The organism is Sphingomonas sp. CFBP 13706, assembly GCF_014842355.1.
GTDB classification, from domain to species: Bacteria; Pseudomonadota; Alphaproteobacteria; order Sphingomonadales; family Sphingomonadaceae; genus Sphingomonas; species Sphingomonas aerolata.
In genome coordinates this window covers 220,754-243,744 of record NZ_JACYVM010000002.1, presented here as the reverse complement: position 1 = coordinate 243,744, position 22,991 = coordinate 220,754, and the positions used below count along the sequence as shown (strand labels likewise).

Genomic DNA, 22,991 nt, shown 5'->3' with positions numbered 1-22,991 from the left:
GTCTCCTTCAGGCGTTCCCCAGCCCCGCCGCCTCATACCGCTCGGGCTTGAACCCGACCAGCAGTGTCACGCCGGTATCGAGCACGGGGCGCTTGATCATCGACGGCTGCGCGACCATCAGCGCGACCGCCTTGTCCGCGTCCAGATCGGCGCGGTCAGACTCGGGCAATGTCCGGAACGTGGTGCCGGCGCGGTTCAGCAACGCCTCCCATCCGACCTGGCAGATCCAGTCGCGCAGCCGTGCGTCATCGATCCCGGCAGTCTTGTAGTCATGAAACACATAGGCGACACCGTGCGCATCGAGCCACGCGCGCGCCTTCTTCATCGTGTCGCAATTCCTGATCCCGAACAGCGTGATCGTCAAAATCGCTTCCCCCAAAAACACCCTGCCGCGCACCCCGCGCGCCATCGCCTGTTAGTTCCGATAGCAGATACGCCTGCCGATCGCACAACGGCCGTGGTGCGGATTTTTGCCAGGGACAGTGGAACCTCGACGCCGCGAAATGGCTGTACGATGTACGGAATGACCAAGACAAGTTGCGGACATAGAAGGCTTTTCGGCGGGATGCTGTGAAAGACCTGTCGAGTCCGATGACGGCAGGCGATGGGAGCGGGATGATGACGGACAAGGCTGCAGAAGCGCGACAACTGAACCTCATCACCCTCTTATTCGCAATCCTCGCATTTGGCGGCATTCTCGCGCTGGGCAGTGTCGACGCGAAGACGAAGCAGCAGCGGTACCGGATTGCGAAGACCTACCAGATCTCCGAACGGCAGAAGCTCGAACGCCGGCGCGCCCGTGCCGTGCAGGGGGTTATTGCCTCCACCTCTGCGCAGAGCGCCCCCTGACAGCAGCCTCCGCATATCCGGCCGGTGAAGCCGGTAGCATGAACCCGCCCGCGCGTTTAACGATGGAGCCATGACGCATTCATTCTACGCGATCCACACGCACGGCCTGATCCGGGTTGCCGCAGCGACCCCGCGGGCATCGGTCGGGGATACCGCCGCCAATGCCGCGGCGACGATCGCGCTGGCGACGCAGGCGGATGCGCAGCATGTCGACCTCGTCGTCTTTCCCGAACTCAACCTCACCTCCTATGCGCTCGACGATCTGCATCTGCAGACCGCGCAGCAGCGTGCGACGGTGGCGGCGATCGATCGCGTCGTCGCGGCGAGTGCGACGCTGCGGCCGGTGCTGCTGGTCGGCGCGGCGCTGGTGCGCGCGGGGCGGCTGTATAATTGCGCGGTGGCGATCGCGCGCGGTCGCGTGCTCGGGGTCGTGCCCAAGACCTTCCTGCCCAACTACCGCGAATTCTACGAAAAGCGCTGGTTCGCGAGCGGAGCGGGCATGACGGGGCTGTCGATCGATCTCGGCGGCGAGTCCGTGCCGTTCGGCACCGACCTGATCTTTGCGGCGCGCGACCTGCCCGGCTTCGTGGTCCATGCGGAGATCTGCGAGGATTACTGGGCCCCTACCCCGCCGTCGACCGCGGGCGCGCTGGCCGGCGCGCTGATCTGCTGCAACCTGTCCGCGTCGAACATCGTCATCGGCAAGGCGCGTGAGCGCGAGATGCTCGCGGCGGCGCAGTCGGCGCGCGCGGTCTGCGCCTATGTCTATTCCGCGGCGGGCCCGGGCGAGAGCACGACCGAGGTCGCATGGGACGGCCAGGGGCTGATCCACGAGCTCGGCGAACAGCTCGCGCAATCGCGCCGCTTCGCGACCGAGCCGGATCTGGTCGTCGCGGACGTCGATTGCGAGCGGATCGCGCAGGAACGGCTGCGGACCGGCACGTTCAACGACGCGGCGGCGTTTGCGGGGCATCCCGAGACGCGCGTCCGGCGGATCGCGTTCGATCACCTGACCGATCCTGCCGTCGCGGACGTCGGGCTCGAACGCGTCGTCCCCCGCTTCCCGTTCGTCCCCAACGACCCCGCCCGCCGCGACGAGGATTGCTACGAAGCGTTCAACATCCAGGTGGAGGCGCTGGCGAAGCGGCTCGAGGCGGCGCGGGCGCGCACGCTGGTGATCGGCGTGTCGGGCGGGCTCGATTCGACGCACGCGCTGATCGTCGCGGCCAAGGCGATGGACCGGCTCGGCCGCCCGCGCGCCGACATCCTCGGCTTCACCATGCCCGGCTTCGCGACGGGCGAGGGCACGAAGGCGAATGCCTGGGCGCTGATGCGCGCGCTGGGCATCACCGCCGAGGAAATCGACATCCGCCCCGCGGCGCGGCGGATGCTCGAGGACATGCGGCATCCCTTTGCCGATGGCGAGCCGACCTATGACATCACCTTCGAGAACGTCCAGGCGGGGTTGCGGACCGATTATCTGTTCCGTCTCGCCAACCAGCGCGGCGGGATCGTGGTCGGCACGGGCGACCTTAGCGAGATGGCGCTGGGCTGGTGCACCTACGGGGTCGGCGACCAGATGAGCCATTATGCGGTCAACGCGGGCGTGCCCAAGACGCTGATACAGTTCCTGATCCGCTGGTGCATTCGGACCGGCCAGTATGACGCGGCAACCGATGCGATCCTGTCGACGATCGTCGCGCAGGAAATCTCTCCCGAACTCGTCCCCGCGGGGGCGGACGGCGCGCTGCAAAGCACCGAATCGATGATCGGGCCTTATGCACTGAACGATTTCTTCGCGAATTACGTGATCCGCTATGGCCTCGCGCCGTCGAAGATCGCGTTTCTCGCCTGGCATGCCTGGCGCGATGCGGAGCGCGGGGCATGGCCCGCGGACCTGCCGGCGACTGCGCGCGTCGCCTATGACCTGCCGACGATAACCGCATGGCTCGAAAGGTTTCTTCAGCGCTTTTTCGCGACGAGCCAGTTCAAGCGATCTGCATTGCCGAACGGGCCAAAGGTCTCCGCGGGCGGCGCATTGTCGCCGCGCGGCGACTGGCGCGCACCGTCGGATGGAACCGCGCGGGTCTGGATCGACGAATTGCGCTCAGCCGTTCCGCAGGCCGAGCCGGGCGACCTTGCATAAATTGCGTGCCGCGCGCATTATGAAAATCCTATGACAGTGGCTCCACCGGATGGATCGCGCGATCGCCGGATCGAGATCCCATCTAACCTTTGGCTGATTCACCCGGCAGGCCGCGCGCTTTTGCCCCTCGCACTCGCGCGTCGCATCTCGGCGAACACGGTGTCGGTGGCCGGACTGGTCCTGGGGGGCGCCGCTGCGCTGGCTTATACGCATTGGGGCAATCCTGCCTTGGCGCTGGTCGGCCTGGCCCTGTCAATCGGGTGGCTGATCGCCGATGGTCTGGACGGCATGGTCGCCCGCGCGACCAAGACCGCGAGCCCGCTCGGGCGGATGCTCGACGGTCTGTGCGATCACGGCGTGTTTGCGCTCATCTATATCTCGCTGGCCCTCACCATCGACACGCCAGAGGCCTGGATCCTCGCGGTGGCGGCCGGTGGCGCGCACGCGGTGCAGTCCAACATGTACGAGGGTGAGCGCTCGCGCTTCCATCGCCGGATCCGCGGTGTCGCACTCGACGCGCCGCCGGTGCCGACCGGCAACGCGCTCGTCCGCTTCTATGACGGGGTGGCCGGCAGCATCGACCGGATCGCGATGCCGTTCGAACGCACGCTCGGTCAGGCCAGCGATCCTGTCGCGCTTGGCCAGAGCTATGCCGCGCGCGCAGTGGCGCCATTGCGCTTCATGGCCTTGCTAACCGCGAATGTCAGAGTATGGGCGATCTTCGTCGCCTGCTTTGCGGGCAACCCGCGCATCTTCTGGTGGTTCGAGATCGTCCCTCTGACGCTCGTCGCCATCGTCGGGCTCGTCTGGCACCGTCGTGTCGAACGGGCTTTCGTCCGTAATACCACACCGCCGCGATCGAAGACCGCGTCGCGCATGCATCTTTCGTAAGGAACAGGGTCAGTAATGAATAGCATTCGGATCGCCGTGGTCGGCATCGGCAACTGCGCGAGCTCGCTCGTCCAGGGTCTCGAGCATTATCGCGAGGGGGCAAACGACCAGGTCGGCCTGATGCATTTCGACATGGGTGGCTACAAGCCGAGCGACATCAAGGTCGTCGCGGCCTGGGACGTCGATCGTCGCAAGGTCGGCAAGGACGTCGCCGAGGCGATCTTCGCCAAGCCCAACTGCACCGCAGTGTTCGCCCCCAATGTCGGCAACACCGGCACCATCGTGAAGATGGGCAAGACACTCGACGGCGTCGCCGACCACATGTCGGACTTCAAGGACGACCGCACCTTCCTCCTCGCCGACGCCGCAGAGCCGACGCGTGAGCAGGTCATCGCGGATCTGAAGGCGTCGGGCGCCGACGTGCTGATGAACTACCTGCCCGTCGGTTCGCAGGAGGCGACCGAATTCTATGCCGACTGCGCGATCGAAGCGGGCGTGGCGTTCGTCAACAACATCCCCGTCTTCATCGCATCGAACCCCGTCTGGGCGAAGAAGTTCGAAGACGCCGGCGTCGCGATCATCGGCGACGACATCAAGGCACAGCTCGGCGCGACGATCGTACACCGCGTGCTGACCGACCTGTTCGCCAAGCGTGGCGTGAAGCTGGATCGCACCTACCAGCTCAACACCGGCGGCAACACCGACTTCCTCAACATGTCGAACCATCGCCGTCTCGAGTCGAAGAAGATCTCGAAGACCGAAGCCGTCCAGTCGGTCGCGGCCGAGCGGATGGACGACGACAACGTCCATATCGGTCCGTCGGACTATGTCCCCTGGCAGAACGACAACAAGGTCTGCTTCCTGCGCATGGAAGGCCAGCTGTTCGGCGGCGTGCCGATGAACCTTGAGCTGCGCCTTTCGGTCGAGGATTCGCCCAACTCGGCGGGTGTCGCGATCGACATGATCCGCTGCGCCAAGATCGCCAAGGATCGCGGCATCGCCGGCGTGATCGACCCCGCATCGGCCTATTTCTGCAAGCACCCGCGCACGCAGATGACCGACGATCTCGCGCAGATCGAGGTTGAGCGGTTCATCAAGGCCGCCTGACATGATCGAGACGGCTGTCATCCTCGCCGCCGGGGAGGGCAGCCGTCTTCGCGCCTCGGCGCCCTATAAACCACTCTGCCCGGTCGCCGGCCGCCCCCTCATCGCGCATGCGCTCGAGGGTCTTGCGGAGGCCGGCCTCAAGCGTGTGATCGTCACGCTGAGTTACGGCCGTGACGCGATCGAGGCCTATCTCGCCAGCCGCGCCTGGCCGCTCCGTGTCGAAACCGTCCTTGCGGACCACCGCGAGCCCAATGGCGTATCGGTGCTTGCCGCGACCGAGGCGCTGGCCGGGCAGGACGCGGTTCTCGCGATGTGCGACCACCTCGTCCTCCCCGCGCTGTATCGCCGCATGGCCACCGCCGGATCGGGTAACGGGCTTCGGCTCGGCATCGACCGCCGGCTCGGCCATCCCTGGGTCGACCCCGAAGACGTCACGTGTGTCGCGACCAACGGGTCGGCGATCGTAGCGATCGGCAAGGGCCTCGAACCGCATGACGCCTATGACACGGGCGTTTTTGCGATCTCGCCGCGCCTCGGCGACGCGCTCGCCACGCTGGCGAGTCCCTCGCTGACCGAAGGCGTCCGCATGCTCGCCGCGCAGGACCGTGCCGACGTGGTCGACTGCAGCGATATCGACTGGATCGACGTCGACGACGCAGCCGCCCTAGCACATGCCGAACGCTGGATGAGCCGGGCCGCCTGAACAGGCCCCGGGCTCGTCAGCCCAGCGGGCGATCGAGCGACGTGGGGGGCACGCTGAACCAGCTCGGCCCCGCTTCGGTCATGTGGAAGCAATCCTCGATCCGGATGCCATAGCGCCCGGGGATGTAGATGCCGGGCTCGTCGCTGAAACACATGCCCGCCGCGAGTTTCGTCGCCTCGCCCCGCACCAGATTGACCGGCTCGTGCCCGTCCATGCCGATCCCGTGCCCCGTCCGGTGCGACAGCCCGGGCAGCTTATAGCCCGGACCATAGCCCAGCGCCTGGTAATGCTGCCGCACCGCATCGTCGACGCTGCCCGCGGTCGCGCCGATCCGCGCGGCGGCAAACGCGATCTGCTGGCCGCGTATCGCCTGGTCCCAGGTCTTGCGCTGGTCGGCGGTAGCCGATCCGTGAACCCAGGTGCGCGAGACGTCCGACTGATAGCCCTGCACGGTGCACCCGCAATCCATCAGCACGACCTGCCCGTTCGCGACGCGGTGGATCTCGCGGCTGCCATGCGGATAGGCCGAGGCTTCGCCGACCAGCGCCATCGAGAATTCGGGCGCCCCGCCGAGCTTCCGGGTCGCGGCGGTCATCAGCGCGCCGATCTCGGGACCGGTCATCCCCGTCTCGACGCGCGCATACGTCCAGCGATAGGCCGCGAGCGTGACGTCCGTCGCCGTCTGCATCAGCGCGATCTCGGCAGGCGTCTTGATCATCCGACAACCGCGCACCACCGGATTGGCGGACACGATCCGCGCCTCCGGTACCAGCCGACGCAGCGCGTCGACGGCGAAGAAGCGCATCGTCTCCTCGATCGCGATCGGCCGCGCAATCAACCGGCGATCGCGCAGGAAGCCCGCCACCACCGCGAGCGGGTTCTGATCCTCCTGCCAGACACGGACCTCCGCCGGCACCGCTAGCGTCTCGCGCACCGACGGCTCCTCGAAAAACGGCGTGACGATACAGGGCTGCCCCTCGACCGGCAGGATCGCGGCGGTCAGCCGCTCGCTCCGGCTCCAGCGGACACCGGTGAAATAGAGCATCGACGATCCCGGCTCGATCAGGACCGCGCCGATTCCCGCCGCCTTCATCAGCGCCTGGGCGCGCGACAGCCGGGCGGCGCGCTCGTCCGCATCGATCGGTTTGGCACCCCCCGTGAGATCGGACAGCGCCGACAGGTCGGGCTCGGCGGCGCGCAGCACCGCGCCGATCGACAGCAGCGGGAGCGCGGCGGCGGCACCGAGGAGCGTGCGCCTGGTGGGTAAATCGGGAGAGATTGCCATGCCGGGACGATAGGGTCCTTGACCCGGGCGCCGCAATCCCCTTCCCTCCTGCGCGAGTTTCGGGAGCGTTTAATGGCCAAGCGGCTAACCTATTATATCCTGTTCGGGCTGGTCGCCGGCATGGTCGTCGGCTGGATCCTCAACGCGTCGATTGACGACGGCAGCGCGCAATCCGCCGCGCAGCTGAAGGACATTGCCGGCTATTTCTCGATCGTCACGTCGCTGTTCCTGCGGCTGATCAAGATGATCATCGCGCCGTTGGTCTTCTCGACGCTGGTCGTCGGCATCGCGCATATGGGCGATACCGGCGCGCTCGGCCGCGTCGGCCTGCGCAGCCTCGGCTGGTTCATCTGCGCGAGCCTGTTGTCGTTGACGCTCGGCATGATCCTGGTGAACGTGCTGCAGCCAGGGGTCGGCCTCGCGCTCGCCATCCCGCCGGCGACTGCGTCGAGCGGCGTCGACCGAGCCGCCTTCGATCTCGCCAAGTTCATCACCCATATCGTTCCCGACTCGATGATCTCGGCGATGGCGAGCAACGAGATTCTTCAGATCGTCGTCTTCTCGGTGTTCGTCGGCGTCGCGATCACCGCGGTCGGCGAAAAGGCCGCCCCGCTCGTCAAGGCGATCGAGGCGCTCGTCGCGGTCATGCTGCAGATCACGAATTACGTGATGCGGTTCGCGCCGTTCGCGGTGTTCGCCGCGGTGACCGCGACGCTCGCCGAACGGGGCCCCAGCATCCTCGGCGATCTCGGCTATTTCATGCTGACCTTCTATCTCGGGCTGGCGCTGCTCTGGCTGATGCTGATCGGCATCGCCTTCCTGCTCATCGGCCCGCGGACGCGGCTGCTGGTGCGCTATATCCGCGACCCGCTGATCCTCGCCTTCTCGGCCGCGTCGTCGGAGGCGGCCTATCCGCGTACGCTCGAGGCGCTCGACCGGTTCGGCGTGCCGCCGCGGATCGCCAGCTTCGTCCTGCCGCTCGGCTATTCGTTCAATCTCGACGGCTCGATGATGTACATGACGTTCGCGTCGCTGTTCATCGCACAGGCCTACGGCATCGACATGCCGATCGGGCAGCAGATCGCCATGCTGCTCGTGCTGATGGTTACGTCGAAGGGCATTGCCGGTGTGCCGCGTGCGTCGCTCGTGGTGATCGCCGGGACGCTGTCGATGTTCAAGATCCCGGAAGCGGGCATCCTGCTGATCCTCGCCGTCGATCACTTCCTCGACATGGGTCGGTCGGCGACCAACGTCATCGGCAATGCGGTCGCCGCGACCGTGGTCGCGAAATGGGAGGGCGGGCTCGACGAGCGCGAACCCGCCGACCGCGACCCGCCACATGCACCGACCGGGCATGGCCCGAAGGTGAATGTCGACAGCTATGAGAAGATCAAGCCCGGCCAGGCCTGAGCGGCACGGGACGTCAGGAGACGATCGGCCCGCCCGCTTCTTGGCGTGTACCCGGGTCAGGCATAGGCATAGGGCCCGCCCTCCTTGAGCCCCGCCTGATAGGCCGGCCGCGCGTGGACCTTGCCGAGCCAGGCGATCGTCGCGGGGCGTGATTCGTCGAGCCCCGCACGGCTGCGCGCCGCTTCGAGCGGAAAGCTCATCATGATGTCCGCCGCGGTCATCTGATCGCCGGCAAACCAGGGACGCTGCGAGAGCTCTGCCTCGACATAATCAAGATGGACATCGATCATCGGCTGGATGCGCTTCAGCGCGATCTTCCCCATCACCGGAATCCTCGCGAGCACCAGCTTGAGCAACAGCGGCGGCATCATCGAGCCTTCGGCATAATGCAGCCAGAACCGATAGCGCAACGCATCCGCGCGCTTGGCGGGGGCCCCGAGCCGACCGTCCGCCTTGTCGACGAGATACTCGACGATAGCGCCCGTCTCCGTCACGACCCGGCCTCCCTCGACGTCGCGGTCCTCGATCACCGGCGACTTGCCGAGCGGATGGACCGCCTTCAGTTCCGGGGGTGCGAGCATCGTCTTCGTATCGCGCGCATAGCGCTTGATCTCATAGGGCAGCCCAAGTTCCTCGAGCATCCACAGGATCCGCTGCGATCGCGAGTTTTCGAGATGGTGGACGGTGATCATGGCAGGCTCCCTTGGCTGTCGCGCGCCCTGTGTGCCGTCCATATCCAGGCGGCGGCCGGAAATTCGACCGCATCCCCGGCCAGACGATCGACGCACGCGCTGGTCAGACGCGCCAGCGCCTGTTCGCGTTCCGCGCCGTGCGTCTCGCGGATCCGCGACGCAGCGGGGCCGATCCGGCTGAGATAGTCGACGGCGTCCGCCACCGGATCCGCGCCGCCTCCCGCCCGATAAGCGAATTCGACACGCTGTGGTGTCGTCGCGCGCCACCCGGCCTGCTTCAGTATCTCCGCGACATGGGCCGGATCGGCAAAGGCAAAGGGCCCCGGCGCGGTCATGGCCCCCGTCGGTCCGGATGCGTCATCCGCACCCGCGACGGTTTCCACCGCCCAGCGATTGGCGGCACGCTCGGCAAAGCACGAGAAGACGAGCGCAGCGCCAGGCGCGGCGGCCTCAGCGAGCTGGGCAAAGGCGGCCACCGGATCGGCGAAAAACATGACCCCGTGCCGCGATATATAGAGGTCGACCGGCGCGTGCATGCCGACGGCGGATGCGACGTCGGCGCAGTGGAACGCGACATTGGTCAGATGCCCGGCGCGGTGGTTCGCCACCGCGATCAGTTTCGGGGAGAGGTCGATGCCGATCACCTTCCCGTCCGGCAGCGCCTGCGCGCTCGCCAGCGACGTGGCGCCGGCGCCGCAACCGATATCGACGATAGTGCGAGTCTGCGGTCCTGCCGCCGCAAGGATCGCAGCGTTCAGTACGGGCGCAAGCCCCTCGAAGCTGCGGTCGGTACGGCGCCATTCCGTGGCCCAGGTGTCGCCGACGCGTCCGGTCCAGTCTCGATCACTGGTCATGATTGGCCATATCGCATGGTCGAACTCCCGTCTGTGCGCACAAGATCAGCTCTTGTGGCGCGTTTAACGCAAGTCGTGAAGCACATGCCCGCTAGGGCTCACTGGATTTCCGGACGATCGCCCAACACGCGTCCCGCTGCGGCCCATCAGCTCAACCAGGCGAGACGAGACCCGCCCGAACCATCAGCCCTGGACGCTGCCTCGCCCTGTCACAGGACGCGGAGCCCTTCCCCGCGAGGAAAAGGGCTCCGACTCTCACTCAGGCGTCGTCTTCGGCGTCGGGACCGACCATCATTTCCTCGGCGACCTTGTCGGTGCGCGCACGGATCTGCTTTTCGAGACGATCGGCGGTCTCGGGATTGTCCTTGAGGAAGGTCTTCGAATTCTCGCGACCCTGACCGAGCCGGACGCTGTCATAGCTGAACCACGCACCCGATTTCTCGACCAGCCCGGCCTTCACGCCGAGATCGAGGATCTCGCCGAGCTTCGAGACGCCCTGTCCGTACATGATGTCGAATTCGACCTGCTTGAACGGCGGCGCGACCTTGTTCTTCACGACCTTCACGCGCGTCTGGTTGCCGGTGACCTCATCGCCCGCCTTGACCGCGCCGATGCGGCGAATGTCGAGACGGACCGAGGCGTAGAACTTCAGCGCGTTGCCGCCCGTCGTCGTCTCCGGGTTGCCGTACATGACGCCGATCTTCATGCGGAGCTGGTTGATGAAGATCACCATGCAGCGCGACCGGCTGATCGAACCGGTCAGCTTGCGAAGGCTCTGCGACATCAGACGCGCCTGAAGCCCGACATGGCTGTCGCCCATCTCGCCCTCGATTTCGGCGCGCGGCACGAGTGCTGCGACCGAATCGACAACGAGTACGTCGATCGCGTTCGAACGGACCAGCGTATCGACGATCTCGAGCGCCTGCTCACCGGTGTCCGGCTGCGACACGATCAGCTCGTCGATGTTGACGCCGAGCTTCTTGGCATAGACCGGATCGAGCGCGTGCTCGGCGTCGACGAACGCGGCGGTGCCGCCATTCTTCTGCGCTTCGGCAATGACGTGGAGCGCGAGCGTGGTCTTGCCCGAGCTTTCCGGACCGTAAATCTCGATCACGCGGCCGCGCGGCAGGCCGCCGACGCCGAGCGCAATGTCGAGCCCGAGCGAGCCGGTCGAGATCACCTCGACCTGCATCGTCTCCTTCGAACCCAGACGCATCGCCGAGCCCTTGCCGAACGCGCGGTCGATCTGCGCGAGTGCGGCATCGAGCGCCTTCTGCCGGTCGTTGGTTGCTGTTGCCATGCCGGTGTCGATCACTTTCAGATTAGCGGCCATCGATAAGCTCCCATCGCTAAAGCAAGCGCGCGTGCCATTCAACGCGTCAAACGCCATGTATTGCTTTTGTTCTCACGGAACAAGTGCGGAACATCGGGAATGTGAAAAAGGGCGGCCGCCTTTCGGTGACCGCCCTCCCATCATGGGTCCGCTTCGGCGTCTTGGGAGAAACCTTGGGCCGGTCGGCAAACCATGGCGCCGATCCGGTAGTGGACATCACGATTTGACGCCGCCGACCGGTAGGATGCAATCGATTTTACAGCGTCCGGAGTCCCAAAGCCGAACAGTTTCAACGCGGCATTTACCCCGCGTTCAGCGCAGCGTGCACGCCAGCGTCCACCAGCCCTGCGCAGCAGCATCCGTCGCCGCGGAATCGCGGGCCGCGATGCTGTCGAACAGCGCAAAGCAGGTCGCCCCCGACCCCGACATGCGCGCGAGCAGCACGCCCGGCGCCGCATCCAGCAGCGCGCGGACGCGGGCAATCTCCGGCGCGATCGCGCAGGCCGGCGCCTCGAGGTCGTTCCGCCCGGCGATCGCGCGTTCGAGCAGCGGCCCCTCGCCGATCGGCCCGCGGTCGATCCCGTTCCACGCGCCGAATACCGCCGCGGTCGACACCGCCACCCCCGGATTGACGCACAGCAACGGCGTTCCCGCCAGCCCGTCGAGCTCGACGAGCATGTCGCCTCGCCCGGTCCCGAACGTCGTCCGGTTGACGAGGCAGGCAGGCACGTCCGCACCCAGTCGGGCGGCAATGTCGTGAAGAGCCGGATCCTTCACCGCGACGCCATGCAGCCGCGCCAGCGCGCGCAGCGTCGCCGCGGCATCGGCGGACCCGCCACCGATCCCGGATGCGATCGGCAACCGCTTGTCGAGCGTGATCGCGTGATGCGCGGCGATCCCGAACGTCGCGACGAAAGCATCCGCCGCGGCCGTTACCAGGTTGCCGTTCCACGGCGCCGCGTCCGTGTCCCCTGCTTGCGGGCGCAATGCCGCGGCGAACGGCCCGATGATGGCAAAGCTGTCCGCGTCCGCCGTGCGCACCGTGACGACGTCGCCATGCTCGGCAAAGGCGAACAGCGTCTCGAGCTCGTGATAGCCGTCCGCGCGGCGGTGACGCACATGCAGCGCGAGGTTGATCTTGGCTGGTGCGGTTTCGGTCGTCGTCGGCATCGGGATCTCGGGATCAGGGGTCAGCGGCGCGCAGCGATCGGCAGGCCGGTGTCGATCTTCGCGGCGATGCGCGCGCGCTCCTCGGCATCGCCGGTGACGATCGCGGCCTGCCACGCATAGCGCGCCTCGTAGCGTCGGCCCATGCTCCAATAGGCATCGCCGAGATGATCGCCGATTTCGGTATTGGTCGGCTCCGCCTGCGCGGCACGCTCGAGCAACGGCAGCGCGCGTCGCGTATCGCCGGCGCGGTGATAGGCCCAACCAAGCGAGTCGGTGACGGACGGATTGGCGGGATCGAGCCGGCTCGCCCGCTCGAGCAGCCGGATCGAGCCCGCGATGTCGTCGCCATGCTCGACCTGCGCGAATCCCAGATAATTCAGCGCGAGCGGTTGCGTCGGGGCGAGGGCAACCGCCTTGCGGAGCGCGACGCGCGCCTCGGGCCAGCGCCCCGCCTGATCGAGCGCCCCGCCATATTGCAGCCACGCCCCCCAGCCGCCGCGCGCGGCCGCCGGCGCGCCGTGATCCGCCGCCAGAACCCGGCCATACCACTGCGCCGCCGCCGCCGCATCGCCGGTCGTCAGCAACAGGTCAGCGTAACGCTGCCAGTCACCGGCGACCGCCTCCTGCCGCTCGGCGCGTGTCCTCGCGATGGCCAGCGCCGCCTCGTCACGGCCGGCGACCGACAGGATTTCGAGACGCTTGGCGATCGCCGCCTCTGCGGACGGCGACGTGCCATCGACCCTGTCGAGCACCACCAGCGCGCGGTCGACCCGGTCGCTATGCGCAAGCGCGTCGGCAAGGACGATTCGCGCGGGGGCATAATCGGGATCGGCCTCCACCGCAGCCTGGGCGAGCGCGATTGCCAGCGGCGACGGCGCCCCTGCAATAAGGTCTCCCGCCAGCCCCGCGAACGTTTGCGCGACGGCAAGGCCGAGTGGCTGGCGCGCGGGGGCGGCAGCGATGCGCTTACGCGTCTCGGCGGCGAAGCGGCGTGCAACCGGGTCATTGCCTGCGGTCGCCAGCGCCGCGCTCGGATCGCGGTGCTCGGCGCGCGAGACCCATGCGTTCAATGATGGTGCGAGGACGACCAGCGGGCCCTTGCCGAGCGTGGCGATCGCCGTCCGGGTCGCCCGGGTGTCGCCCTTGCGCGCGGCGGCGGCGAGCGGGAACAGTGCGGCGTCCGCAGGCGCGACTCCGGCTCTCGCCAGCACCCCCGCCGCGCGCGCGACGAGCGGCATGTCACCCGCCTCGATCCCCTCCCGGTAGGCGCGGATCGCAACGACCGGATCGTCGGGCGCCGCCGCCAGTGCCAAAGCATACTGGTCCGCGGCAATCGTCACCCGCCCGTCCGCATCCGCGGCGCGCGCCTTGAGATAGGCAGAGAGAACGCCGGTGTCGGCCAGCGCCGCCGTCGGGGCGGTCAGCAGGCCGATCGCCAGCAGGGCATGCTTACATATTGGGATAGTTGGGGCCTCCACCGCCCTCGGGCACGACCCAGTTGATGTTCTGCGTCGGGTCCTTGATGTCGCAGGTCTTGCAGTGGACGCAGTTCTGCGCGTTGATCACGAACTTCGGATCGCCCGTCTCTTCGCCCACCACCTCGTAAACGCCGGCGGGGCAATAGCGTTGCGCGGGCTCGTCGTACATCGGCAGGTTGTAGGCGATCGGCACCGCCGGGTCCTTCAGCGTCAGGTGGACCGGCTGGTCCTCCTCGTGATTGGTGTTCGAGATGAACACCGACGACAGCCGGTCGAACGTCAGCACGCCGTCCGCCTTGGGATAGACGATCGGCTTGACCAGATCCTTGCGCCACAGGCTTTCGTGATCGGGATGATGGTGCATCGTGAACGGCACCTTCAGACCCCAATGTTCGAGCCACATCGTCACACCGGCAAGCCCGGACCCGAGCATGTCGCCGAACTTCTTGACCAAGGGCACGACGTTGCGGACGACCGACAGCTCCTTCTTCACCCAGCTGCGTTCGAACGCCTCCGGATAGGCGGCGAGTTCGTCATGCCCGCGCTGCGACACGATCGCCTCGACCGCGGCCTCGGCCGCCATCATGCCCGACTTCATCGCGGTGTGCGTGCCCTTGATCCGCGGCACGTTGAGGAAGCCGGCGCTGTCGCCGATCAGTGCGGCACCCGGCATCACCAGCTTCGGAATCGACTGCAGCCCGCCGTCGCTGATCGCGCGTGCGCCATAGCTGACACGCTTGGCGCCCTTCAGCAGCGCCGCGATCTCGGGATGCGTCTTCCAGCGCTGCATCTCGTGGAACGGCGACAGATGCGGGTTGGTGTAGTTCAGCCAGGTGACGAACCCGATCGAGACCTGGCCATTGGCTTGGTGATAGATCCAGCCGCCGCCGTTCGACCCGTCGGTCTCGCTGAGCGGCCAGCCCTGCGTATGGATGACGCGGCCAGGCGAATGGAGCGCGGGATCGATGTCCCACAGTTCCTTGATGCCCAGGCCGTAGACCTGCGGGTCGCTGTCCTTGGCGAGATCGAACTTCGCGATCAGCTGCTTGGTCAGGTGACCGCGGCAGCCTTCGGAAAAGAAGGTGTATTTGGCGTGGAGTTCGAGCCCCGGGGTATAGTCGCCCTTGTGCGTGCCGTCGCGCGCGACGCCCATGTCACCGGTCGCGACGCCCTTCACCGACCCGTCGTCGTTGAACAGGATCTCGGCAGCCGCGAAGCCGGGGAAGATCTCGACGCCGAGCTCCTCCGCCTTGCCCGCCATCCAGCGGCACAGATTGCCGAGGCTGCCGGTATAGGTGCCCTTGTTGTGCATGAACGACGGCGTGACGAAGTGCGGCATCTCGCTCTTCTTCGTCTTGCTGAGGATCCAGTGGTGATTCTCCGTCACCGGCACTTCCGCCAGCGGGCAGCCATCCTCGCGCCAGTCGGGCAGCAGCTCGTCGAGGCTCTTGGGATCGATGACCGCGCCCGACAGGATGTGCGCGCCGACCTCGGATCCCTTTTCGAGCACGCAGACCGAGATGTCCGCGTCCTTCTCGGCCGCCAGCTGTTTCAGCCGGATCGCTGCCGAAAGCCCCGCCGGACCTGCGCCGACGATCACTACGTCGTAGGGCATCGATTCACGTGTCGTCATCATCGTCTCCCGGGGGATGGTCCCTGTCTGCCCGGCTTCCCGCCCCTCCCGTTCGTTCGGGCTCGGGCCGGCACCGTCTTGTCCGTGTCGCGTCTATTTAGGCGATTGCGCGAGTTGACCGCCACGTCAACCACGCAGCATAGGAGACATATGGGGGCGGATCAGACCATCGACTGGCGCAACGCCGCGGTCAGCGTGCTCGACTGGTGGCACGATGCCGGTGTCGACATGCTCGTCGACGACGCCCCGCGCGACTGGTTCGCGGCACCCGAACCGCTGGTTATCGCGCCGCCGGCGCCCGCCGGCGTGCCCGTCGCACCGCCGGTGGCGGTCGCCACGATGCCGCTGTCGCTGACCGAATTCCTGGCCTGGCGCACCGGCGCGGACGTGCCCGAGGCGGGATGGAACGGCATTTCGCTGGCGGCCGAAGGGCCGGCTGACGCTACGGTCATGGTGCTTGCGGACTGCCCCGATCGTGACGACGGCACGGACAATGGCGGCGCCGGTCAATTGCTGAGCGGCGCATCGGGTCGCCTGCTCGACCGCATGCTCGCGGCCATCGGGCTGACCCGGTCGGAGGTTCATGTCGCGGCGGTCTGCGCCAAGCGCCCGACCGCGGGTCGCATCCAGCGCGAGGTCGAGGACCGGCTGGCGGAGATCGCCAAGCATCACATCGAACTTGTTGCGCCCAAGCGGTTGCTTCTGCTCGGCAATGCGGCGAGCCGTGCCATCCTCGGGATGGAATTGCAGGCCGCGCGGGGACGTTTACATGGAATTAGCCATAAGGTCGGAGAAGCAGGCGTGGTCGCCAGCTTTCACCCGCGCTTTCTGATCGAGAAGCCGGCGGCCAAGGCAGAAGCCTGGAAGGATTTGCAGATGTTGATGGGGGGCCAGATGTCTCAGGAGACGCGGGCATGACCCGCACGCTCGCAATCCTGCTCGGTTGTGCGGCATTGCCGCTGCCCGCTCTGGCGGCACCGATCGCCGACAGCGGTACGGGCGATGCCCGACTCGTCGCCGGTGCTCCGACCGCCGAACAGATTCCCGATCAGCTCGATCCGGCGCAGCGTGACGCCTATCGCGCGGTCTTCGGCGCGATCCGCGACGGCAAATGGACCGATGCGCAGATCCAGCTCGATACCATGAAGCCCGGCCCGCTCCATGCGATCGCGCGCGCCGAGATGTACATCGCCAAGGGATCGCCAAGGATCGAGATGGCGCCGCTCGTCGCGCTGCTGAACGAGGCCCCCGAGCTGCCAGAGGCGGAACAGATTGCACGCCTCGCCGCGGTCCGCGGTGCGGTCGATCTGCCTCCCCTGCCCGTCGCACAGCGTTTGATCTGGCAGGACGGCGCACCGCGTCGGGTGCGCGCGAAGAGCCTCAAAGGCGATATGATCGCCGCCGACCTCGCGCTGAAGATGCAGCCTTACGTCAAGGCGGACATGGGCCGCGAGGCACAGTCGCTGCTCGACAGCACGCCCGGGCTCACGCCCGAAACGCTGACCGAATGGCAGCAGAAGATCGCGTGGATCTATTTCCTCCAGGGTGACGACGCCAATGCGCGCGTGATGGCCGCCAAGGGCCAGGACGGTGTAGGCGAATGGGCGGTCCAGGCCCGCTGGGTCGGCGCGCTGGCTGCGTGGCGACAGAATGACTGTGCCAACGCCGGCACGGGGTTCGAAGGCGTCGCGGCACGCGCGGGCGATGTCGACCTGCGTGCGGCGGCGCTCTACTGGGCGTCGCGCGCCGACATGGTCTGCGCGCGTCCCGACAAGATCCAGGGCCGGCTGAAGGCTGCGGCGCAGTTCGGCGAAAGCTTCTACGGCCAGCTCGCACGCCAGCAGCTCGCGATGGCCGATCCCGCGCGGGTCGGCGGCAGCGGTCCAGGCGGCGTGGTCGCTCGCGACTGGAAGGTCGTCGAGAAGCGCCCCAATGTCCGCGTCGCAGCCGCGCTCGTCGAGGTCGGCGAGACCGATCTGGCCGATACCGTCATCCGCCAGCAGGCGAAGATCGGCGATCCCCGCGAATTCCGTAATCTCGTCCGGGTCGCAGAGGCGCTCAGCCTGCCCGCCACGACCGTCTGGCTCGCGCATAATTGCCCGCAGGGGATCACCACCGCGGCCGAGGCGCGCTATCCGACGCCGAACTGGACGCCTGACAGCGGCTGGCACATCGACAAGGCGCTAGTCTACGCGCACACGCTCGAGGAATCGCGCTTCCGCAACACGGTGCGCAGCCCCGCGGGTGCTTACGGCCTGATGCAGATCATGCCCGCGGCGGCGACCGATTTCGCGCGCGAACGCGGCACGTCGATCGACCTCAAGGCGCTGACCAAACCGTCGACAAACATGGACATCGGCCAGCGGCATCTCGAACGGCTGCGCGACATGGCCGGCGTTACCGGGGGGCTGCTTCCCAAGGTGATCGCAGCCTATAATGCGGGCCCGCGCCCGGTCGGCGACTGGAACGCAATCGTCCACGATAATGGCGATCCGCTGCTGTATATCGAGAGCATTCCCTATTGGGAGACGCGCGGTTACGTCACCACCGTGCTGCGCAACTACTGGATGTACGAGGCGCAGGGTGGGCGGAAGGCCTCGACCAGCCGCAACGCACTGGCGCAGGGCATGTGGCCGCGGTTCCCCGGCCTGCCCGGCGCGACCGCGATCCGCATGAACGCCCGGCCCAATGCACGCGCGAGCGCGAGCCTCACCGCGCATCAGCCGATGATCGCGGTCAACGCCAGCGTCGGTGCGCAATCCTCCACCGTCACACGCGCGGACTGATCGTTTATGCCAATCGACGAAAGCCGGACCTTCCTGCCGGTCCGGATCGCCGTGCTGACGGTGTCCGATACGCGCGGGCTGGCCGAGGATCGCTCGGGCGATACGCTCGTCGCGCGGCTGGCAGAGGCAGGGCATGTGCTCGCCGATCGCCGGATCGAGAAGGATGACGTCGAGACAATCGTCGCCCGCCTCCACGCCTGGATCGATGATCCGGAAGTCGACTGCGTCATCACCACGGGCGGCACCGGCGTCACCGGCCGCGACGTGACGCCCGAGGCGGTCGAGCGCGTCGCCGAAAAGATGATCCCCGGGTTCGGCGAGCTGTTCCGGATGCTCAGCTACAAGACGATCGGCACGTCGACGGTGCAGTCGCGGGCCTGCGCCTGTGTCGCGCACGGCACCTATATCTTCGCGCTGCCGGGTTCGACCGGCGCTGTGAAGGACGGGTGGGACGGGATCCTGCGCGACCAGCTCGACAGCCGTCACCGGCCCTGCAACTTCGTCGAACTGATGCCGCGATTGCTCGAGCGCTGACCGCGCACGTCGACGGGCCATGTTTCGGCATCGATTCCCAACTGATGGCGCGATTTCCGCTGGGCGTGGATCGTGCCGATCGCCGCTGCGGGCAAAAAGACGAGGTTTTAGAGCGCAAAAGCGAAGTGTCTTAGTGTAGTAGTCAACTGGCACGCCAGATGCATTGGTCTTCATGCCGCCCCCGGGCGGCTCGACCTCATCTTCTGGAAGGACACACCGTCATGCCCGCTCTGCCAACCACGCGCACGCTCGGCCGCACCGTCACCCTCATCACGATCGCCATCGCCACGGCCGCCAGCCCGACGATCGCGAACGCCGCTCCGCGGGGAAGCGCGACACAGGCCCAGATGACGACGCTGAAATATGATGCGAAGTCGCGCAAATATTGCCTGACCGAACCCGCGGTCACCGGCACCCGCATCGACCGGATCACCTGCCGCACCGCATCCGCCTGGGCCGCGTCGGGCCTCGACATGCCGAAGGAGTTGATCCTCGCCCAGAAATGATCGTGGCGTTCAGCCTCTCGCGGCGTGGATCAGATCGACGAGCTGCTTGTTGATCGCCGCGCCGTGGAGGTGGAGATGCACCGCGTCATACCCCTCGCGACGCAATCGCTGGCGCAGACCGTTGACCGAATCGCACTCGCCGGACCGCGCAAGTTCGAAGGCCCGCTCCACCGTCGTCAGATTCTCTGCCATGCCCCGTTCTACGCGCAAAACCGCCGCGCGACCATCCGCGGCGCCTTACCCGGCCTGCCGCGCTTCCGGTTAACGTCCTGTCAGCATTCCCGCGCGATACCAGGCAGGTACCGGCCCGTCGACGACGACGGGCGGCAAGGGGGAAGTATCAGTATGCGTAAAATCTACCTGCTCGCGCTCGTCGCAGCCGGGACGGCCGCCACGCCTGTCGTGGCGCAGTCGTCCGACGGCCGGACCTATGACGGTCGCGCCTATGATCGATTCGACCGCGATTCGCGCGGCAATCCGGCGAGCCAGGTGTCGGGCCTGCGGGTCGAACCGCGGATCGGCTATGAACGCGTCATTTCCGAGCTGAACGTCGACACGGCGACCGACTCGGCAAGCGTCCGCGTCGGCAAGAGCGGCGTCACCTATGGCGGCGAGGTCGGCTATGACGCGCAGGTCAATGTCAGCGCGGTGCTCGGCGTCTATGCCGGTCTCGAAGGGTCGAGCGCGAAGGAGTGCGAGAACGACACCGTGAGCGTGGGCGATCGCACCTGCATCGCCGCCAACCGCAACATCACCGTTGGCGCCCGCGGCGGCTATCTCCTGTCCCCGACGACGCTTCTCTATGTGAAGGGCGGCTTTTCGAGTGGCCGGTTGCGCCTGAGCAACCGCAACGCGACGGTTGAGGAAAACAACGTCGCGGTGTCCGACTCGCTAAGCGGCTTCCACGCGGGTGCCGGTATCCAGACCGCATTCTCGTCGCGCTTCTACGGCAAGCTCGAGTACGTCTACACCGATTATAACGGCTATGAGGTGAACGACGGCACGACCAAGACCAGCCTCGATTTCAGCCGCCACCAGGCGATCGCGGGGTTCGGCGTCAGGTTCTGACCGCGCATGACGACATTGGGCGGCGTCGGGGACGCCGCCCGTTTGTTCTTTCTTCGTTCCCCGCTCGGTGTTAGTATCGGGGATGACCAGACCCCGCCCGGTACGCGGCGCGACGCTCAACGGCGAAAGCACGCGCTTCAACCTTCCGCAGACCGAGGCGGACGGCGACTGGCTTGATGCGCGCGATGCGATCGACGGCGCGGCCCCCCGATTGCGGACGACCATCACGGTCGAGCGGGCCAGAACGATCATCAGTCGCAATGCGTCGCCCGACATCCCCTTCGACCGCTCGATCAACCCCTATCGCGGTTGCGAGCATGGCTGCATCTACTGCTTTGCCAGGCCGAGCCACGCGTTTCACGATCTGTCGCCCGGGCTTGATTTCGAAAGCCGGCTGTTCGCCAAGCCCGACGCTGCCGCGCTGCTCCGGGCCGAGCTGGCGAAACCGGGGTACAGCGCGCGGCCGATGGCGCTGGGGACCAACACCGATCCCTATCAGCCGATCGAAGCCGACTGGCGGCTCACTCGCGGCATCATCGAGGTGCTGGCCGAAACCAACCACCCGCTGACGATCACGACCAAGTCGGATCGCGTCATCCGCGATCTCGATCTGCTCGCCCCGATGGCGGCAAAGGGTCTGGCCGCGGTCGCGATGTCGATCACCTCGCTCGATCCTAAGATTGCGGCAACGCTCGAACCCCGCGCGCCGCATCCCGAGCGACGGCTTGCGGCGGTCAGCGCGCTCGCGGCGGCGGGCGTGCCGGTCTATGTCTCGATCGCGCCGGTGATCCCCGCGATCACCGATCACGAGATCGAACATCTGATCGCGCGCGCCGCACAGGCCGGTGCGCGCTTTGCGTTCTTCATCCCGGTCCGCCTGCCCTGGGAGGTTGCGCCGCTGTTCCGTGCGTGGCTGGACGCGCATTTCCCCGATCGCGCCGGCAAGGTCATGGCGACGATCCAGTCGATCCGCGGTGGACGCGACAATGATCCGGGGTTCGGCAGCCGGATGAAGGGGCAAGGGCCCTGGGCGGACTTGCTGAAGACCAGGTTCGACATCGCCGTGCGCAAGCACGGGCTGAACGCGGAGCGGGTCGGACTGCGGTGTGACCTGTTCCGCGCGCCACAGGGGCCGCAGGGGGAGTTATTCTGATCCAGGCCCGGGCCGGTTACGGCCCCCGTGATCAGATCAGGCGCAGCGCCTGATCCAGCTGCTCGCGATAATATCGTTCAAGGTCGCGGTGCATCTGCGCGACCGCGGGGTTCGGTGCGATGCGCGCGAGTACGGCCTGGTCGTCCATGAAGCGTTCGAGCTTGGCTGGTCGCACCGGAAATTCCATCCGCCGATCCTGCGCTCAACTCATTACCAGTGTATATCCATAATGCGTCGAAAACAGATCAATCTCGGATAGTTACCCGTCATGCGGCCGGATCGACGATGTCATGATCCAGCCCTTATTCGCGGCCAAGCCGCCAGCGACCAGGACCCTCGGCCGTAAGCTCAACACCGTCATAATCCACGATCGCATGCCGCGCTGCGTCCACGCGGTGGTCGCGGCCATGCGTTGCCGTGATGACGACGACATCGGATCCCGCGGCATCGGCTGCCGCAATACCTGCCGGTGCATCCTCGAAGACAAGACAGTCGGATGCCGGTACACCCAGACGCTCGGCGGCCAGCAGGAAACAGTCGGGCGCGGGCTTGCCGTTTGCGACGTCCTCGGCCGCGATGAACTGCGCCGGGATCGCCAGACCCGCGGCGGCAAGACGCCGCTCGGCCAGCGCGCGCGGTGCCGAGGTCACGATCGTCCAGCGCCCAGCCGGCAGTGTCGCGAGGAAATCAGCCGCACCACGGATCGGGGTAATGTCCCCGACATCCTCCATCTCGGCGGCAGTGATCGCAGCCGCTTCGACGACCGGGTCGACGCCGGGCAGACCAAGCCGCCGAACCGTCTCGACCGACTGAACGCCGTGAATGGTAGGCAGGAACGTCGCGACATCCAGGCCGTGCGCGATCGCCCATGCCGTCCAGGTCCGCTCGGCAGATGCGATCGACGTCAGGATCGTGCCATCCATATCGAACAGAAAGGCGGCGTAGCTGCGGGTCGGCAGGGTCATGGAGTATCTCGCTTGGTCATTTGGCTGTCCTGGTCGGCAGCGACACCATTACCAGGTCCCGCGCAGCGCGCGACGGCGACGCCAAAGAAAAGGCCGCTCCGGTTTCCCGAAGCGGCCATATTCCTGTCATCAAGCCTAAGCTTAGATGTCGTCGCCGAGTGCGCCCTTGACGCTGCCCTTGACGTTCTGCGCAGTACCCTTGGCCTGCTGTGCTTCGCCCTCTGCGACCATACGGTCGTTGTCGGTCGCCTTGCCTACGGCTTCCTTGACGTTGCCTGCGACCTTGTTGCCTGCGGCTGCGACCTTATCGGTGAATTCGCCCATGAGAGCCTCCACTATGTTGTGCGATACGCCAATCGTACCGCTCTGAACTTGTGAGACTATAACGGCCGTCTTTATCGAGGGTTCCGTGACGTTTGCGTCATGCG

At 66.7% G+C, this 22,991-nt stretch carries 24 protein-coding genes; 12 read left to right on the top strand and 12 right to left on the bottom strand.

From position 1 onward, the window contains the following. Positions 1-7: 7 nt before the first annotated feature. Positions 8-364: an ArsC family reductase gene (locus tag IFS44_RS04500; RefSeq protein ID WP_192097671.1), complete on the bottom strand. Its 357-nt coding sequence runs from the start codon at positions 362-364 to the stop codon at positions 8-10. A 254-nt stretch (positions 365-618) separates the two neighbouring features. Here IFS44_RS04500 and IFS44_RS04495 point away from each other — a divergent pair, with 254 nt between their 5' ends. From IFS44_RS04495 to IFS44_RS04475, 5 genes are all read left to right on the top strand, one after another. Next, positions 619-849: a hypothetical protein gene (locus IFS44_RS04495; RefSeq protein ID WP_156363278.1), complete on the top strand. Its 231-nt coding sequence runs from the start codon at positions 619-621 to the stop codon at positions 847-849. A gap of 70 nt (positions 850-919) precedes the next feature. Beyond that, a complete protein-coding gene (locus IFS44_RS04490; protein ID WP_192097670.1) occupies positions 920-2,995 on the top strand; it encodes an NAD(+) synthase in 2,076 nt (691 codons plus the stop codon). Between the two features lie 120 nt (positions 2,996-3,115). Then, entirely contained in the window at positions 3,116-3,886 is a 771-nt protein-coding gene (locus IFS44_RS04485; protein ID WP_244649925.1) for a CDP-alcohol phosphatidyltransferase family protein, read from the top strand. A 15-nt stretch (positions 3,887-3,901) separates the two neighbouring features. After that, entirely contained in the window at positions 3,902-4,993 is a 1,092-nt protein-coding gene (locus IFS44_RS04480; protein WP_031396675.1) for an inositol-3-phosphate synthase, read from the top strand. Position 4,994: 1 nt separating this feature from the next. Continuing rightward, a complete protein-coding gene (locus IFS44_RS04475) occupies positions 4,995-5,696 on the top strand; it encodes a phosphocholine cytidylyltransferase family protein (RefSeq protein WP_192097668.1) in 702 nt (233 codons plus the stop codon). A 16-nt stretch (positions 5,697-5,712) separates the two neighbouring features. Here the strand turns inward: IFS44_RS04475 and IFS44_RS04470 are convergent, their stop codons facing one another. Continuing rightward, positions 5,713-6,981: a M24 family metallopeptidase gene (locus tag IFS44_RS04470; protein WP_037532969.1), complete on the bottom strand. Its 1,269-nt coding sequence runs from the start codon at positions 6,979-6,981 to the stop codon at positions 5,713-5,715. A 72-nt stretch (positions 6,982-7,053) separates the two neighbouring features. Here IFS44_RS04470 and IFS44_RS04465 point away from each other — a divergent pair, with 72 nt between their 5' ends. Next, positions 7,054-8,391: a dicarboxylate/amino acid:cation symporter gene (locus tag IFS44_RS04465; protein ID WP_037532961.1), complete on the top strand. Its 1,338-nt coding sequence runs from the start codon at positions 7,054-7,056 to the stop codon at positions 8,389-8,391. 56 nt (positions 8,392-8,447) lie between these two features. Here the strand turns inward: IFS44_RS04465 and IFS44_RS04460 are convergent, their stop codons facing one another. The 6 genes from IFS44_RS04460 to IFS44_RS04435 form a co-directional block, all read right to left on the bottom strand. Further along, complete coding sequence (locus IFS44_RS04460; RefSeq protein WP_192097667.1) at positions 8,448-9,083, bottom strand: glutathione S-transferase family protein; 636 nt, start codon at positions 9,081-9,083, stop codon at positions 8,448-8,450. Further along, a complete protein-coding gene (locus IFS44_RS04455) occupies positions 9,080-9,937 on the bottom strand; it encodes a methyltransferase domain-containing protein (protein WP_192097666.1) in 858 nt (285 codons plus the stop codon). Before IFS44_RS04455 ends, IFS44_RS04460 begins: the two co-directional genes overlap by 4 nt. Before the next feature lie 259 nt (positions 9,938-10,196). Then, positions 10,197-11,270 (bottom strand): recombinase RecA, encoded by a 1,074-nt coding sequence (gene recA / locus IFS44_RS04450; protein WP_031396669.1) that lies wholly within the window; start codon positions 11,268-11,270, stop codon positions 10,197-10,199. Between the two features lie 312 nt (positions 11,271-11,582). Continuing rightward, positions 11,583-12,440 (bottom strand): 4-(cytidine 5'-diphospho)-2-C-methyl-D-erythritol kinase, encoded by an 858-nt coding sequence (locus IFS44_RS04445; protein ID WP_192097665.1) that lies wholly within the window; start codon positions 12,438-12,440, stop codon positions 11,583-11,585. Positions 12,441-12,460: 20 nt separating this feature from the next. Continuing rightward, complete coding sequence (locus tag IFS44_RS04440) at positions 12,461-13,918, bottom strand: tetratricopeptide repeat protein (RefSeq protein ID WP_342366331.1); 1,458 nt, start codon at positions 13,916-13,918, stop codon at positions 12,461-12,463. Beyond that, entirely contained in the window at positions 13,890-15,551 is a 1,662-nt protein-coding gene (locus tag IFS44_RS04435) for an electron transfer flavoprotein-ubiquinone oxidoreductase (protein WP_192097664.1), read from the bottom strand. Before IFS44_RS04435 ends, IFS44_RS04440 begins: the two co-directional genes overlap by 29 nt. 150 nt (positions 15,552-15,701) lie before the next feature. Here IFS44_RS04435 and IFS44_RS04430 point away from each other — a divergent pair, with 150 nt between their 5' ends. From IFS44_RS04430 to IFS44_RS04415, 4 genes are all read left to right on the top strand, one after another. Further along, positions 15,702-16,469: a uracil-DNA glycosylase gene (locus tag IFS44_RS04430; protein ID WP_031394585.1), complete on the top strand. Its 768-nt coding sequence runs from the start codon at positions 15,702-15,704 to the stop codon at positions 16,467-16,469. After that, the gene (locus IFS44_RS04425; RefSeq protein ID WP_107929884.1) at positions 16,466-18,337 is read left to right on the top strand and encodes a lytic transglycosylase domain-containing protein; all 1,872 of its coding nucleotides are present in this window, start codon (positions 16,466-16,468) and stop codon (positions 18,335-18,337) included. The genes IFS44_RS04430 and IFS44_RS04425 overlap by 4 nt, the downstream gene beginning before the upstream one ends. A 6-nt stretch (positions 18,338-18,343) precedes the next feature. Then, positions 18,344-18,871, top strand: coding sequence for a molybdenum cofactor biosynthesis protein B (gene moaB, locus IFS44_RS04420; RefSeq protein WP_031394583.1), 528 nt, complete (start codon positions 18,344-18,346; stop codon positions 18,869-18,871). Between the two features lie 221 nt (positions 18,872-19,092). Then, on the top strand, positions 19,093-19,377 hold the full coding sequence (locus tag IFS44_RS04415) for a hypothetical protein (protein WP_192097663.1): 285 nt from the start codon (positions 19,093-19,095) through the stop codon (positions 19,375-19,377). Between the two features lie 9 nt (positions 19,378-19,386). Here the strand turns inward: IFS44_RS04415 and IFS44_RS04410 are convergent, their stop codons facing one another. After that, positions 19,387-19,569 (bottom strand): hypothetical protein, encoded by a 183-nt coding sequence (locus tag IFS44_RS04410; RefSeq protein ID WP_031394581.1) that lies wholly within the window; start codon positions 19,567-19,569, stop codon positions 19,387-19,389. A gap of 153 nt (positions 19,570-19,722) precedes the next feature. On the opposite strand from IFS44_RS04410, the gene IFS44_RS04405 reads away from it, so the two are divergent. Together IFS44_RS04405 and IFS44_RS04400 are read left to right on the top strand one after the other, a co-directional pair. Continuing rightward, the gene (locus tag IFS44_RS04405) at positions 19,723-20,445 is read left to right on the top strand and encodes an outer membrane protein (RefSeq protein WP_192097662.1); all 723 of its coding nucleotides are present in this window, start codon (positions 19,723-19,725) and stop codon (positions 20,443-20,445) included. A gap of 82 nt (positions 20,446-20,527) precedes the next feature. Continuing rightward, positions 20,528-21,598 carry a PA0069 family radical SAM protein gene (locus IFS44_RS04400; RefSeq protein ID WP_192097661.1) on the top strand — a complete coding sequence of 357 codons (1,071 nt, stop codon included), beginning with the start codon at positions 20,528-20,530 and terminating at the stop codon, positions 21,596-21,598. A gap of 31 nt (positions 21,599-21,629) precedes the next feature. Here IFS44_RS04400 and IFS44_RS04395 read toward each other — a convergent pair whose 3' ends face one another. From IFS44_RS04395 to IFS44_RS04385, 3 genes are all read right to left on the bottom strand, one after another. Next, on the bottom strand, positions 21,630-21,785 hold the full coding sequence (locus IFS44_RS04395; protein WP_156360324.1) for a hypothetical protein: 156 nt from the start codon (positions 21,783-21,785) through the stop codon (positions 21,630-21,632). Between the two features lie 115 nt (positions 21,786-21,900). Beyond that, positions 21,901-22,563 (bottom strand): HAD-IA family hydrolase, encoded by a 663-nt coding sequence (locus IFS44_RS04390; RefSeq protein ID WP_056406138.1) that lies wholly within the window; start codon positions 22,561-22,563, stop codon positions 21,901-21,903. Between the two features lie 141 nt (positions 22,564-22,704). Beyond that, on the bottom strand, positions 22,705-22,887 hold the full coding sequence (locus tag IFS44_RS04385) for a CsbD family protein (RefSeq protein ID WP_031394577.1): 183 nt from the start codon (positions 22,885-22,887) through the stop codon (positions 22,705-22,707). Positions 22,888-22,991 lie beyond the last annotated feature (104 nt).